Here is a 13943-nt window from a genome sequence, read left to right as displayed (position 1 = left end):
TTTGGTTCGCTGTTAATCGAGCGACTTCTTAAACCTGAGAGAAGCAACTAACAGACCAAGGATGGTAAATCCAACTAGCCATAACGTATCTCGCCATAAATCGAATAAGTCCGCACCACGTAGCACAATTCCTCTAATCATTCTCATAAAGTGGGTAGCGGGAAGCACTTCCGATATCCATTGTGCCGCCACTGGCATTCCTTCATAGGGAAACATAAAACCAGATAACAGAATGGATGGTAGCAGAATAAACACGGTCATCTGCATGGCTTGCAGCTGTGTTTTAGCAATGGTGGATATCATCAGGCCTAAGGTCAGGCTTGCCGCGATAAAGAGCAATGTCCCAAACAGCATTTGGCTGATGGCACCGTTGATAGGAACGCCAAAAATCCAATGGCCGAGACCTAAAATGATAAAGACTTGAATCAAGCCGACGAAGATATAAGGAACGATTTTCGCAATCATCAATTCAATAGAATGGATTGGCGTCGTGATAAGTAATTCTAAGTTCCCGCGTTCTCGTTCACGTACAATAGCCGCACTGGTGAATAAGATCATCGTCATGGTAAGAATCACACCGAGTAACCCCGGAACAATGTTTACCGCAGAACGGCGACTGGGATTGTAGTACAGCGCAACCTCAAAGGTTTTGGTCGGCCTGGATCGAATCTCGAAGTCAAAGTCAGTGAGAGGCATGGTTTGTAGCGACAAAATTGCTGAGCTGATCATGGTGTCGGAACCATCGACGATCCATTGGCCCAGTTCGCGCCCTTGCATCATTCGTTGTGTCAGGTCGCTTGGTAAAATCAGTACTGCTCGCACAAGCCCGTCCTGGATCGCTTGCTCTGCTTCTTGCGCAGTGGCATAGGTCTCTTTGATATCCACAACCTGAGTGACTTCCACTGACTGAGCAATGATACGCCCGGCCGTACTGCCACTTTGATCGACGACACCAACCGGAATATTGCGAATATCCGTATTGATTGCGAACCCGAACAAGAGTAACTGAATAAGCGGGATCATCACGACCATACCAAAGGTGACCCTATCTCGGGAAAGTTGACGAATTTCCTTGATCATCACGGCTTTCATTCGGGCTATTGGCTTGATCATTGGCGGCCTTTCCCAGTTACAGTGACGAAGACATCTTCCAGGCTTGGTCGTGCATGATTCATTTCGGCATTTTCTAATTCCGGAAATGTCTGTTTGAGCCAATTTATTGGATGCTCAACATGCTGGTGGATCAGAATGCGCAAACGAATCCCCAACTGAGCGGCAGAACGAACCTCATCACGTTGAAGGAGTTTTTCTTTTAACTCACGCAGTTTGTCTGATTTGACTTCAATAATGTTCACGCCCATATTTTCCATCAACTGTTCCGGTTCACCATCGGCACGAATTTCACCTGACTCCATAATAGCCAGACGATGGCACCGTTCGGCTTCGTCCATGTAATGGGTGGTGACTAAAATGGTGGTGCCTTGGTCGCATAAATCAAACAACTGCTCCCAAAACTCACGTCGGTTTTCAGGATCGACGGCGGAGGTAGGCTCATCAAGAAACAGAAGTTCGGGGTTATGCATTGTTGCAGCAGCAAGAGAAAGGCGTTGTTTTTGTCCGCCACTCATGCCGCTGACTCGTTGCTTTCGTAGCTGATCCAACCCATAGGTTCTCAATTGTTCTTCAATCCGGGTTTTAAGCGCTTTGCTACCCAGACCAAAAATTTGGCCAATAAATTCGAGGTTTTCTTGGACAGAGAGATCGTCATAAAGTGAGAACTTCTGTGTCATGTAACCGATCTTGAGGCGCAGCATTTCGGACTGCCTAGGAATCTCCAGCCCAAGAACATCGACGTTGCCTTCGGTAGGGCTGAGCAAACCTGTCAGTACACGAATAGTTGTCGACTTACCGCAGCCATTCGGACCCAAAAATCCGTAGATAGAACCTTTGGGAACATTCAGTGTGATGTCGTTTATCGCCGTGAAATTACCGAATTTTCTGACTACATTCTTAGCCTGAATGGCGTATTCCGTCATGGCATTACTCCACTAGGTCAACTTGAGCTGGCACACCAGAAGGTAGCGATTTTGCCGACTCAGGTAAATCGACTTCAGCCAGATACATCAAACGCGAACGTTCTTCTTCTGTGAGCGCGAAATAAGGCGTAAATGACGGCTCGGTAGCTACCCAGCGTACGGTTCCCTGTAAAGAACTTGCCAGTCCATCCACATTAACGGTAACGGTTTTACCTGGGACAAAATTAAGGCGGAATTTAGCAGGAACGTACACTCGGGCATAGGGAACCCTGCTCGCTTGTATTACGGCAACAATACCATTTAAAGGCACTCGCTCGCCAAGGTTGTAGGGTAAGTTATCCAACGTTCCATCTCGGGTGGCGGTAATGGTCAGTTCTGCCAGTTTCTGTTCTTGCAGCGCAACATCCGCTTTCGCTGCCATCAATTCCGCTTTAGCCTGATCAATATCTTCAGGTCGAGAACCGGCAGTGAGCTTGCTGAACTCTTCTTTGGCGGAGTTCAACTCAGCCCGAGCTGAATCTCTTGCTGCCAGTGCAGAGTCTTTCTCCGATTGGCTAATAAGCTTCTTGCGTACCAGTTCGACTGTGCGTTGATAGCTTTTCTGAGCTTCTGTGAGTTGCGCTTCGGCTCTTGCGACTTTTGCCGAGGCGGCAGCGATGTCTTCTGGACGCTCACCGTTAGTTAACTTCAAGAGATAAGCTTCGGCTTTGGCTTGCTCGGCTACTGTGTGTGCGAGCACCGCTTGTTGGTTCTTGGTATCCAATTGCACGAGAACTTCACCTTCACTAACTTGGCTGCCTTCCTTAACGGGTAGGGCGCGAATTATCTCATTTGAGGTCGCGGTGAAAGTGACGCGGTCACGCTCAAGTGTTCCGAGTGCTTGATGCGTGTTGTCTTTTGAACATGCAGTCAGTAGAGCAATAATTAAGGTGCCAAAGATAATTCGCTTCATAGTGCGGAGCTTCCCTGAAAGATGTTTGGACAAGTCATTTTGATGCCCTGAAATTACTGGATATATTTCAGCAGTGAACGAGCTTTATTACAGCTTAGCATGGTATTTAAAAACTATTCTGTTTAAATAGAGAGACTTAGGCTCTTAACTGAATTGCTGTGTGCTCAACGTACAGAATCGAGAGCGTGATCGGGTTTCGTACTTCTTTAAGATGTATATGTAATTGTAGTCAGTGTGATGATTGAGCAATTCAGTGCATTGAGAGGTTGTTTATAGGGCGGGTGAAAGAACGAAGCCCAACAGCAATTGGGCTACGTTTGGCGAGTTCACTGAGTTTGTGTATTCAACGGAGAACACATTCCGTTAGGGAAGCGCCTGAGCGATATTCAGTAAACTCTTGCATCAGGCGGTGTATTTCGCTTTCATTCTGAGTGCGACGTTAACTAACGCGATTAACACTGGCACCTCAATCAGTGGGCCAATCACACCTGCAAACGCTTGGTCGGAATTTAAACCAAATACCGCGATAGAAACTGCGATAGCGAGTTCGAAGTTGTTACCAGTCGCTGTATAAGCGATAGAAGCATTTTTGTCATAAGGAAGCCCGATTTTTTTACCGATAAAGAAGCTAACAAAAAACATCAATACGAAGTAAATAGCCAGTGGAATCGCGACTCGGAATACATCCATAGGAAGCTCTAAAATCATTTCACCTTTTAAGCTGAACATCAAAACAATGGTTGCAAGCAGAGCGACTAACGTGATGGGTGAAATTCGCGGGATGAACTCGTCTTTGTACCATTGCTCACCCTTAGCTGCGACCAGCCACTTACGGCTAAGAAAGCCAGCGAGAAAAGGGATGCCAAGGTAAATCAGAACGCTTTCAGCTATATCTCCCATAGAGATATCAACGATGAAACCTTCATAGCCAAAATAGGGTGGCAGTACCGTAATAAACAGCCATGCCATGACGCTGTAAGTCAAAATTTGAAAAGCACTGTTCAAAGCGACCAGCGCGGCCCCATACTCTTTGTTACCGCCGCCGATATCGTTCCACACCAGAACCATAGCGATGCAACGAGCAAGACCGATGAGGATTATCCCAACCATGTAGCCAGGATGATCGCCCAGGAATGTCAGCGCAAGAATGAACATCAGAATCGGACCAACAATCCAGTTCATCGCTAATGAAAGCGTGATGGCTTTTTTGTCTTTCGTCACTGTTCCCAGCAAGCCGTAGTCAACTTTCGCCAGTGGCGGATACATCATCAGGATCAAGCCAATAGCCAGCGGTATGTTGGTACTGCCGACTGACATGGCTTCGTTCCATTGGGCAACTTGAGGGAAAACGGCACCGATAGCGACACCAGTTGCCATCGCGACGAAGATCCATACTGTGAGATATCGATCCAGAAAACTCATTTTATTGCTAGCACTACTTAAAACTTCGGTGGTCATCGTATCTTCCTCGTTTATCGTCGAAAAACGATTGTTGAATTTGCACTTACCCTCGTAGCTTGCAGGGCGATTAGTTAGTTAAAAAGGTTAGAAAACTCAGCGTTAAAACTATCCAAAGCCTCGCGCTGAATACGGTAACAAACTTTTGGTGGATTAGGCTCGGCAGTAATAAAGCCTGCCTGTTTTAGAATTCGTAAGTGCTCAGAAACGGTTGATTGCGCAAGGCCCAGCTCAGAGACTAAATCACTATTCAAGCAGTTGTCCATTGTGTCTAACTTATGGAGGATATGCAGGATGCGTATACGTGCAGGGTGTGACAAAGCTTTTGCCTGTGCAGCCAAGGTTCTTTCTTTGTTAAGTTGTTGCTCGGTCGTTTTGAAAGAAACCTGGCAAGTATTACTGCATTTGTCGTTCATCAGTCGGTCTTTATACTTAATCGTCGAATTGCGATTAAGTGTACGTGGTAAGGAGTGGTTATGCAAGGCGATCTAAAACGTCTCCATTACATATTGGAGAACCGATATTGCAGCTTAATTGTGACAGACCATCCGACTTAGGAAGTGCTATTACGCTGCGCGAGTATGAGAGATAAAAGACGTACTAATAAGGCTTGTGCTTCAGGTGATAATAGGCGAGCGATGGAGGCAAGATCCTGTTCTGTCACATGTTCCACGCCCCTGATATCGAGTGCAATATCAAGATCAGTTAGCTGCATTGATCTTAAGATTGAGCGGTATTGTGAAAGTTTGAGATCGGATTCACCTCGTTCAATTCTTTGATAGGTTTTAACGCTCATCCCTGCCATTTTGGCGATTTGTTCACGGGAGAAGCCGAGCTCTTTTCGCCTTTTGATCAGTGCTTCGATAATAGGGTCGACTTGCATACCATCTCCAGAATGGACTGTTTTGACCTAAAATACGCAAGAAGTGGACCAGTTTAACCAGCTGCTCTTTATCTTGTTAAAAATTAGGTATATGAATGGCGACCTAAAAAATACATAAATTTCAGTTGGCTATAAAAAATGGAACATTATCAGTCCTATCATTCAAAAACGAATGAAACAGATATTCGCAAAATGCAACGCATTTTAGATACGTTACTTAGTGAGATTGCAGACAAACAGCAAACATCCGGTGGAGATGTGTTGGCGTTGACGCGTGAATCCCAGTCACGATTAATGAACTACAAGGAACTTTACTTACATCGTGAATCGATTGGTGAAGAAGAATTGCAAACCCTTTATAAGAGCATGAGCAAAACCGAAAAAGTGATTGCAGATGAGGGTGTTGATGCTTTGACGTATATGATCCAGGCTTTAGACGAAAGCTGACTAATAAACTCAAAGAGTTATGTGTCGTATAGATTTGGTTTAATACCAAGGGAAATGTAAATGCTGGGGAACCGAACCCAGCATTTCGCCACTTAAGTTACCAAATTTTCGAACCGTAACTCAGTGTTTTAGAGGTATGTGAACCGAACGATGTCGGTACGCAGCGAATAATAGCGATATTGTCTGATCTAGGCTACGGCATTGGAATTTAACGTCTTCTTCCAAGCTGTAAATAAAATTGTACACTCGATATATCCCCGTGAGAGTGCCAGACATTCCTCTCTTTACTGGTTGTTTTAACCGCACATGTTAGGTATTTAGTTGCAATCACTAAAATATATGGCTGAAACTTTGACCTTTTACTTTTCAATTCTCCTGGTTATGCCGTACAATCTCGCCGAACCAATCTCATTCTATTTCGAGTGAGAGATTGATGAATCTGATGACCTATTTTGCTTCGAACCCAAAATGTGGGCATCCCATCAATCAGAATATCGCCCAAAAATGATCGCCTACATGCCGATGAAATTAGAGTACATTCTCTTTTTTCAGTGCATGTTATTGCTAATTGCCGCCAGTTTTCGGCCAATTTTGGCAAATAGGGAACTTTTTGTTGTTTGTACTTTGGATTGAGTACGGCAGGCGAAACAAAAACGGATTGAATTTAGAGGTATTAACCGTGAATCTAAAACTTGTCGGCAGCTCCCTGATTGTTGCAGGTACTGCTCTTGGCGCCGGTATGCTTGCTATACCTATGGTGCTTGCTCAATTTGGCCTCCTTTGGGGCACACTTCTTATGCTATTCATCTGGGCCGGAACCACTTACGCGGCACTGCTTCTTCTTGAAGCGAGCTGTAAAGTTGGTGGTGGCGTTAGCATGAACGCGATTGCCCGAGAAACGCTGGGTAAAGGTGGTCAGTTGATTACTAACGGCCTGCTTTATGCGCTGCTTGTTTGTCTACTCATGGCTTACATTATCGGTGCTGGTGATTTGCTACAAAAAGTTACTGCGTCGATGGGACTCCCAATCTCGACAATTTCAAGCCAAGTTGGCTTCACTCTTTTGGTTGGCATCGTTGTTTCTGCCGGCACTGGTGTCGTTGATAAGCTTAATCGCGCCTTGTTTATTGGTATGATCGTCGCACTTGTTCTCACTCTTTTTGCTCTTATGCCAAGCGTGACGTTTGAAGGATTGGATGAAGTCGTCAGCGAAGACAAAGTGGCCTTGATTAAAACCAGCTCTGTTCTATTTACAAGCTTTGGCTTTATGGTGGTGATTCCTTCACTTGTAAGCTACAACAAAGAAGCGAGTAAAACGCAACTGCGTAACATGATCATTGCTGGCTCGACCATTCCGCTTGTTTGTTATCTGCTTTGGCTGCTTGCTGTTGTAGGTAACCTACCACCTCATGAACTAGCACAATACTCAAATGTGACTGAATTGATTGCGGTACTTGGAGAGCAGTACTCGGGTCTGGAGTTTATTCTGTCTATGTTTACGGGCCTTGCGCTACTGACCTCTTTCTTAGGGGTGGCGATGGCTCTTTACGACCAAAATGCAGACTTGTTACAAGCAAATAAGCCAGTGGTGTTTGTAACCACATTTATCTTACCTTTGTTGGGGGCGGTGTTTGCACCAGAGCACTTCTTAGCTATCCTTAGCTATGCTGGTATTATCTTGGTATTCCTCGCGGTATTTGTTCCTCTTTCGATGACGATGAAAGTCCGTCGTGTACCAGTGGAAGATAGCAATATCTATGAAGCTGGCGGTGGCGCGATGGGAATGGGCATGATGTTCTTGTTTGGCTGCTTCTTGTTAATTGCTCAAGCAGTGTAATAACCTTGTAAAAGACAATTTTGCTAAAGCCGCGCTGATGAAATAGCGCGGCTTTTTTATTGGTTCAGAAATAATGATAGGCATTGTGGCGGAGTAATGGTTCTGACGTAACCCCGATATTTGGCAAAAAAACTGACGGTTTGGTGAAAAACCTTAGCGGGGATCTGACATGGTATAGCTCCCCGCTGCCTAAGATCAGAGGGGTAATTTCGATGAGAGGAACTGTTGTGTCAAAACAATTATCTGTTGCCATGGCTGGCGTGATGCTTTCTTTAGGTATGTTTAGTGCCGACGCGATGGCGGATCCAAAGCATAAACATCGCTATGAACGAGAGCATCATCATCACTACCACGATGATGATGACCATGATCGTCACCACCATAAGCGTAAGCATAAGCATAAACATAAATATAAGCATCGAGATGTGATTGTGGTTGAGCATAGACCACCAAGACAAAGGTATTACTACCGCGATCGCGTTCCAAGCAATAGCGTATTTATCCAAATTGGTAATTTGACCTATTTGAAAGTTGACGATCACTATTATCGTCGTTCAAACGATCGTTATGTTCATGTCGATTTAAGACTGTAGTCTGAATTTATAAGTGGATGAAACGCAAAACAGCGAGCTAGGCTCGCTGTTGTTATTGAAGGTTACTTTATACGGTAAATCGATTGAGGATTTCGTCTTGTTTATGAACATCCTCTTGCTGAGTTTGCATTGCTTCGTTGGTTCGATTCGCTGATTCAGCAACCTGAGTAGACAGGTCTTTAATATTAACGGTATTGTTGTTGATCTCTTCAGCAACTAAGCTCTGCTCTTCAGCTGCAGAGGCTATCTGTAAGTTCATGTCAGAAATTCGCTGAATAGCATCACGAATACGTTGCAGTGAATTATTGGCTAACTCGGCTTTTTCCACGGCTTCTACAGCGCTGCCCTTACTTTGGTGCATCGCACTGGCAACGGATGAAGCTCCAGACTGAAGCTGTTCAATCATGCTACGAATCTCTGTAGTGGACTCTTGTGTGCGCTGAGCTAACGTACGCACTTCATCTGCTACCACAGCAAAGCCTCGACCTGACTCACCCGCTCGTGCGGCTTCAATCGCTGCGTTAAGCGCGAGTAGGTTGGTTTGATCTGCGATGTCGTTAATCACTTTAAGGATCGTTTCAATGTTCGCCGTTGCCGATTCAAGGACATGAACCTCCTCGACGGCCAAATCAATACTGTCCGAAAGCAGGTTGATGGTTTGTGTCGACTCGCTTACGACTGATGAACCTTCAACCGTCGCTTGATCCGCTTCTTTCGCTGCACTAGCAGCTCCTTGAGCATTATTCGCTACTTCGGTTGCTGTAACCGACATTTCGTGCATGGCCGTTGCTAACTGTTCAAGCTCCTGTAGCTGAGTTTGAATTGCGCCTGCGGAGTCTTCGGCACCCTTGGCGGTAATTTGCGTACCAGTTAAGATCTGGTCAGAAATATTTTTTGATTCAATGATTTGATGCTGTAAGTTTTCTATAAAGGTGTTGAAGTTTTTTGCAAGCTCAGAAAACTCAGGATCGGTATTGGTTTCCAGACGTTGAGTGAGATCGCCTTTTCCTGATGCCACATCTTTAATCGCGTTGTTGAGAGTATCAAGCGGGCGCATTAATGTGCGAATCAACAGAGTTAACGCAATAATTGACGCGATAATCGCAATGATTGAATAAATGATCGCACTGTTACGTAACTCCGCTACGTCTGCATAGGCGATTGTTTCGTCGATTACTGCACCTAGGTACCAATCTTCGCTTGGAATGTGCTCGAGGCTGACCATGTAAGGGCTGCCATCAATTTCAATCTTTTGATTCGTGCTTTCCAGTTTGACCTGCGGTAAGTAGCTGCTTATTTTCTCGCCATGAAGCTTGCTGTTAGGGTGCGCAATGGTGGTGCCATCAGAAGAAACTAGAAACAGATAGCCCGCGTCAAACAAGTTTACTTGATTGACCAAATCGGAAAGTGTCGTGAGAGCTAAGTCATAAAACATAGCACCTGTAAACTGACCATTTTCTTGGACCGCTGTTCCAACCGAGATAATGACACTTTTCGTCGAGACATCAACATATGGAGCGGTAACTGCAAGGTCGCCTTTGTTCTTTGCGTCGATAAACCAAGGACGTTTACGAGGGTCGTAAGTCGCATCTGGTTCCCACCCATCGTCATTTTCGACCACGAATCCGTTACTGTCATATCCTAAACCAATCGCGATGAAGCTGGATTTCAGGGTTGGTTTCTCGACAATACTCTTAACATAGTCATATGAGTTTGGATCTAGCTCAATGATTTCGGTAGTAGAGCGAGCAAGATCTTTCTTGGCTGCCATCTCTGATTCTACGGTGTTCCCTACGCTCGTTAGTATTTCCTGCACGCTAGAATCAATATGTTCGCTGGTTTGCGTACGGATTGTTATGACTTGCTCTATCGACAGTAGCGATACAGTAATTAGTAGCAAAATTGAAGAGGCGGTGACAACCTTGTGTCTGAATTTCATTTGTTTTCCTCTGAGTATCCCTATGGCTCATCCCTGCTTTCACCTCTTATTACCCGGGTGAATTTGATAGCAAAAGAAACCAGTGTGTTTGGTTCTTCATTACTTATCGACAATATTGTGAAAAACTTGAAACTAAACATGCGTTTTTTGGATAAAAAAGCACTAGATTTGGCACACTGCTTATGGCTGAAAGTTGAAGTTATTATTTACTTCTTTGATATGAATAAGTTAGAGCAGAGGCCATGCTAAGATGAGTCTCTGCAGGCTGGTCTGATGAGAATGGTGCAAACTTGAGACAAGAGAATAACCAGCCAATTTCATCGATTGGTATTGTGAACCACGATTGAAACGAAGCGATAGGAAATCTTGAACTAAGAAATAAAAAAGGCCCCGCCGCAGCGGAGCCTTAACAAGAGTAATTGATCTTAGAAGATTAGGTGCGCCATACCAGCAATCACAGGCAGTGTGATTAGGGTACGTAGAATAAAGATAACGAACAATTCTACGATATTAACTGGAATCTTACTGCCTAGCAGCAAAGCACCTACTTCAGACATGTAGATAAGCTGAGTTACTGACATAGCCGCAATGACAAAGCGAGTCATTTCATTATCAATTGATGCAGCCAGAATCGCAGGGATAAACATGTCAGCAAAGCCAACGACGATGGTTTGCGATGCGGCTACCGCTTCAGGGATCTGCAGCAATTCAAGGTATGGGATGAATGGCTGACCCAGAATCTCAAATACTGGTGTGTATTCTGCCACGACCAAAGCTACGGTACCCAGGCCCATAACTACAGGTAGAACGCCAAAGACCATGTCTATTGCGTTGTGAACACCTTCTTTAAACACCGATTGGAACGAAGTCACTTCTGACGCGCGTTTTAGAGCCAGATCCATACCCCAAGAAAATGTAGTATGGCCTTCAGGAACAGCATCTGCATCTTTGTCTGGCTTACTGTCGTCAATATAGCGATCTTTCTTAAGGCTTAGTGGTGGTAAGCGAGGAATAATCACAGCAGCAACGACCCCTGCGAGACAGACAGTACCGTAGAACGGCAGGAACAGGTGCTCAAGTTGAACCTGAGCGATAACGACCAAACTGAAGGTAATAGAAACTGCTGAGAATGTGGTCCCCACTACCGCAGCTTCACGTTGGGTGTAAAACTTGTTTTCGTACTGTTTACTGGTCAGCAAGATACCAACACTGCCATCACCTAACCAAGACGCCATACAGTCGATAGCACTACGACCCGGCAGGTTAAATACTGGACGCATTATTTTACTTAGCAATGCGCCAAACAGCTCCAGCAGACCAAAGTTAAGCAGCAGAGGCAGTAAAAGGCCTGCAAAGATGAATACCGCAAACAGCGTTGGTAAGAGTCCTGTTAGAACCAATCCTCCTGTGTTTTCTTCCCAGACCGCTTTAGGGCCGATTTCAAAGAAGGTCATCAACACGGCAGCACCGCCGATTAAGCGAACAAGCAACCAAAGTGGAGATGGGTTAAACAGGCCGTTCAGGAAACCATTTCGAAGAATCGCAGCTGGCTGGAAAATTTTGCAAAGAACAGAAGCGACAGCCATAAAAGCGATGATAACGGTAATAATGGCAATCAATGTGTCGCCAAGCACAGCCGGAATGACTTTAGCCATGACTGCAACTGGGATAGTAAGGTCACCATCATAAGAGATTGGCGCCATAAAAAGTAAAAGACCGATTAAGGATGGGATCAGGAACATCCAAAAGTTGCCTTTAGGTGCTTCAGTAGCATTAGTATTATTGTGCATACATTGTCTCGTGTTACTACTAGTCAATACTTGCCATACTGCATGACATAAATATTCACTAAACATCCGTATTTAATCGCAGGAAGCGGAGGGTACCCGCAAACTGCATCCATTGCAATACTATTCATTAAATACATTTACTTATTCAGTCGATTTGTCGGAAAACTGATTGAATAATGCAATTCTGTATACGAATATGTTGCCCGTGTTAGAAAATTGTATCATCAATTGACTTCTGTGAAGGTAATTCTGGAAAACAGTGTGATTGGAATAGTAAAACCGTGGATAAGTGTGATTTAAGTCATGTGGTATTTGTCGAATTTTTCACCGTTACACTTTCCTAACATAACGACTTTCCACTGACACATGCCAAGTTTGAGTGTTGAATACGGGAGAGGGAAAGTTAGGGATAGTCGTAAGGCACGAGAGCGGAATTCGCTGGCGCGTTTGTGATGCTATTCAGTCAGGTTCTGATTTACAGCCTAAGTGCTATGAAACTATTTACACTTAGACTGCTTTACAGTCGTTATTTGATAGTTTGTTTTTACTATCAATATGTTGGGCTGTGGTTTAGCTTGTACAAATATATCCAATAAATGATGGCGGTAGCGAAGGCTAATAGCGCTGGAAAGACCAGTGTATGCAGACCATACACAGTAAATAAGGCTGCTCCGGCTACGCCACCGAGCAAAAAACCTGAAAAGATAAATAAGAACAATAGGGCCTTTCGACGGTCAAATTGACGTCCGCGCAAGCTTTCGCCAATCATGATGCCTAGATCAGTAATAATACCGGTCATGTGAGTGGTTCTGACTACAGCGCCGCTAAATGTCGTAATCATCGCGTTTTGCAAACCACAGGCAGCGGAAGCTAAATATTGGCCATAAACATTGCCCTGAACCAAAAAGCCCAAACTAAGAAGGAGTAAACTGCCTTCAATACACAGCGCAACCCCGTAACGACGCCCAAGTTTTAATGCACTGCTTTCGATAAAAAAACCACTGAACGCAGCACCAATCAAAAAGCTAAATACGATAAAGAGCAGGTGAATGGAACTGTCCACACCTGTTAGCAAGCTGTTTCCTAGCTGAGTTACGGTTCCGGAAATGTGTGTTATCGCTTGATGTTGAAAGCCGAGTAGACCAACGGCATTGACGCAGCCTGCGAGAAGAGCCAGTAGAAACGCGCCATATTCCACCCAACGAGGAAGTCTGGAAATCACAATAAAACCCCACCAAATGTTAGGAGGCGATTATAGCGCTCATACCGAGATACGAAACCCCTCACAGTACAACTCGGTTGATCATTCTCAAAAAAAACTCAAAAAAGCGGCGGATAGGCCAATCACAACAAATCAGAGGTAACAAATAGTGATGGAAAATGCTTGAGAACAAGCTACTTTTTTGGAAAGTGTGTACCTTCCTAAATAAGGTTGACGCTCATTCGATGTGCTCCATCGTGCATTCGAAACTGACCCAGCCATGCTTTCTTTCTTCATAGATAGAAACGGTCGGCTCCTGGAACTCCTTGTCACTAAAGAGCCCTACCGGTACAACAATAATGTCTGGTGCAGCGGAGAGTAATAGGCGCATAGTGGTGCCACAGGCTGGACAAAATTCGTATCGGACCTCGCTCCCGTCGTCGCTGATTCTGGTATAGCTAATCGCGTCACCATCTAAAATGACGTGCTCTTTGGCGAAGCGAGCCTGAACGCCAAATACGCTGCCAGTTCGTTTTTGACATTCAAAGCAATGGCAAATTGATGTACTCATGGGTTCACCTAAGCAGCGAAGTTGAATCAAGCCGCACGCACATTCGCATGAGTGGGTTCTGTTTGGTTTTGGCATCGTTTAACTTAAATAACCTCAAACTGTCTTCATGTCCCGTTGAGCACCTGTAATGGCAATCGGATGGTTAGTGTCACGCAGGGCTAAATCTTCTCAAGTTCTCAGAGAACAGTTTAGGACATTTAAGGCCGAATACCCCATGGCAGCGATCACCTTTCAAA

General features: G+C 44.8%; 14 protein-coding genes. 4 read left to right on the top strand and 10 right to left on the bottom strand.

The window, feature by feature from the left end; translation table 11 throughout:
* Nucleotides 1-12: 12 nt before the first annotated feature.
* The 6 genes from OO774_RS16035 to OO774_RS16010 form a co-directional block, all read right to left on the bottom strand.
* Complete coding sequence (locus OO774_RS16035) at nucleotides 13-1113, bottom strand: ABC transporter permease (RefSeq protein WP_264907391.1); 1101 nt, start codon at nucleotides 1111-1113, stop codon at nucleotides 13-15.
* A complete protein-coding gene (locus OO774_RS16030; RefSeq protein ID WP_264907389.1) occupies nucleotides 1110-2036 on the bottom strand; it encodes an ABC transporter ATP-binding protein in 927 nt (308 codons plus the stop codon). The genes OO774_RS16035 and OO774_RS16030 overlap by 4 nt, the downstream gene beginning before the upstream one ends.
* Before the next feature lie 4 nt (nucleotides 2037-2040).
* Nucleotides 2041-2988: an HlyD family efflux transporter periplasmic adaptor subunit gene (locus OO774_RS16025; RefSeq protein ID WP_264907387.1), complete on the bottom strand. Its 948-nt coding sequence runs from the start codon at nucleotides 2986-2988 to the stop codon at nucleotides 2041-2043.
* A 402-nt stretch (nucleotides 2989-3390) separates the two neighbouring features.
* Nucleotides 3391-4446, bottom strand: coding sequence for an ACR3 family arsenite efflux transporter (gene arsB, locus OO774_RS16020; protein WP_264907385.1), 1056 nt, complete (start codon nucleotides 4444-4446; stop codon nucleotides 3391-3393).
* 74 nt (nucleotides 4447-4520) lie between these two features.
* On the bottom strand, nucleotides 4521-4862 hold the full coding sequence (locus tag OO774_RS16015) for a winged helix-turn-helix domain-containing protein (RefSeq protein ID WP_264907383.1): 342 nt from the start codon (nucleotides 4860-4862) through the stop codon (nucleotides 4521-4523).
* Between the two features lie 137 nt (nucleotides 4863-4999).
* Entirely contained in the window at nucleotides 5000-5329 is a 330-nt protein-coding gene (locus tag OO774_RS16010) for a helix-turn-helix domain-containing protein (protein WP_264907381.1), read from the bottom strand.
* Nucleotides 5330-5467: 138 nt separating this feature from the next.
* On the opposite strand from OO774_RS16010, the gene OO774_RS16005 reads away from it, so the two are divergent.
* The 3 genes from OO774_RS16005 (at nucleotide 5468) to OO774_RS15995 (ending at nucleotide 8206) form a co-directional block, all read left to right on the top strand.
* On the top strand, nucleotides 5468-5776 hold the full coding sequence (locus OO774_RS16005; protein WP_264907379.1) for a hypothetical protein: 309 nt from the start codon (nucleotides 5468-5470) through the stop codon (nucleotides 5774-5776).
* Nucleotides 5777-6455: 679 nt separating this feature from the next.
* Nucleotides 6456-7613 carry an aromatic amino acid transport family protein gene (locus OO774_RS16000; protein ID WP_264907377.1) on the top strand — a complete coding sequence of 386 codons (1158 nt, stop codon included), beginning with the start codon at nucleotides 6456-6458 and terminating at the stop codon, nucleotides 7611-7613.
* 227 nt (nucleotides 7614-7840) lie between these two features.
* Nucleotides 7841-8206, top strand: a complete 366-nt coding sequence (locus OO774_RS15995; protein WP_264907375.1) for a hypothetical protein — start codon at nucleotides 7841-7843, stop codon at nucleotides 8204-8206.
* Nucleotides 8207-8273: 67 nt separating this feature from the next.
* Here OO774_RS15995 and OO774_RS15990 read toward each other — a convergent pair whose 3' ends face one another.
* On the bottom strand, nucleotides 8274-10145 hold the full coding sequence (locus OO774_RS15990) for a methyl-accepting chemotaxis protein (RefSeq protein WP_264907373.1): 1872 nt from the start codon (nucleotides 10143-10145) through the stop codon (nucleotides 8274-8276).
* Here OO774_RS15990 and OO774_RS15985 point away from each other — a divergent pair.
* Nucleotides 10131-10394: a hypothetical protein gene (locus OO774_RS15985; RefSeq protein WP_264907371.1), complete on the top strand. Its 264-nt coding sequence runs from the start codon at nucleotides 10131-10133 to the stop codon at nucleotides 10392-10394. The two genes, OO774_RS15990 and OO774_RS15985, sit on opposite strands and share 15 nt — an antisense overlap.
* A gap of 176 nt (nucleotides 10395-10570) precedes the next feature.
* Here the strand turns inward: OO774_RS15985 and OO774_RS15980 are convergent, their stop codons facing one another.
* From OO774_RS15980 to OO774_RS15970, 3 genes are all read right to left on the bottom strand, one after another.
* Nucleotides 10571-11935, bottom strand: a complete 1365-nt coding sequence (locus tag OO774_RS15980; RefSeq protein WP_264907370.1) for a YjiH family protein — start codon at nucleotides 11933-11935, stop codon at nucleotides 10571-10573.
* Nucleotides 11936-12485: 550 nt separating this feature from the next.
* On the bottom strand, nucleotides 12486-13157 hold the full coding sequence (locus tag OO774_RS15975; protein ID WP_264907368.1) for a YoaK family protein: 672 nt from the start codon (nucleotides 13155-13157) through the stop codon (nucleotides 12486-12488).
* A 217-nt stretch (nucleotides 13158-13374) separates the two neighbouring features.
* Nucleotides 13375-13707 (bottom strand): GFA family protein, encoded by a 333-nt coding sequence (locus tag OO774_RS15970; protein ID WP_264907367.1) that lies wholly within the window; start codon nucleotides 13705-13707, stop codon nucleotides 13375-13377.
* Nucleotides 13708-13943: the final 236 nt, after the last annotated feature.

Origin of the sequence: Vibrio sp. STUT-A11 (assembly GCF_026000435.1) — a bacterium.
Classification (GTDB): Bacteria; Pseudomonadota; Gammaproteobacteria; order Enterobacterales; family Vibrionaceae; genus Vibrio.
This window is presented reverse-complemented; position numbering and strand designations above follow the sequence as displayed.

Coding starts and splice junctions, on each gene's coding strand:
- OO774_RS16035 (WP_264907391.1), bottom strand. CDS start 1,113: ATGATCAAGCCAATAGCCCGAATGAAAGCCGTGATGATCAAGGAAATT.
- OO774_RS16030 (WP_264907389.1), bottom strand. CDS start 2,036: ATGACGGAATACGCCATTCAGGCTAAGAATGTAGTCAGAAAATTCGGT.
- OO774_RS16025 (WP_264907387.1), bottom strand. CDS start 2,988: ATGAAGCGAATTATCTTTGGCACCTTAATTATTGCTCTACTGACTGCA.
- arsB (WP_264907385.1), bottom strand. CDS start 4,446: ATGACCACCGAAGTTTTAAGTAGTGCTAGCAATAAAATGAGTTTTCTG.
- OO774_RS16015 (WP_264907383.1), bottom strand. CDS start 4,862: ATGAACGACAAATGCAGTAATACTTGCCAGGTTTCTTTCAAAACGACC.
- OO774_RS16010 (WP_264907381.1), bottom strand. CDS start 5,329: ATGCAAGTCGACCCTATTATCGAAGCACTGATCAAAAGGCGAAAAGAG.
- OO774_RS16005 (WP_264907379.1), top strand. CDS start 5,468: ATGGAACATTATCAGTCCTATCATTCAAAAACGAATGAAACAGATATT.
- OO774_RS15990 (WP_264907373.1), bottom strand. CDS start 10,145: ATGAAATTCAGACACAAGGTTGTCACCGCCTCTTCAATTTTGCTACTA.
- OO774_RS15980 (WP_264907370.1), bottom strand. CDS start 11,935: ATGCACAATAATACTAATGCTACTGAAGCACCTAAAGGCAACTTTTGG.
- OO774_RS15970 (WP_264907367.1), bottom strand. CDS start 13,707: ATGAGTACATCAATTTGCCATTGCTTTGAATGTCAAAAACGAACTGGC.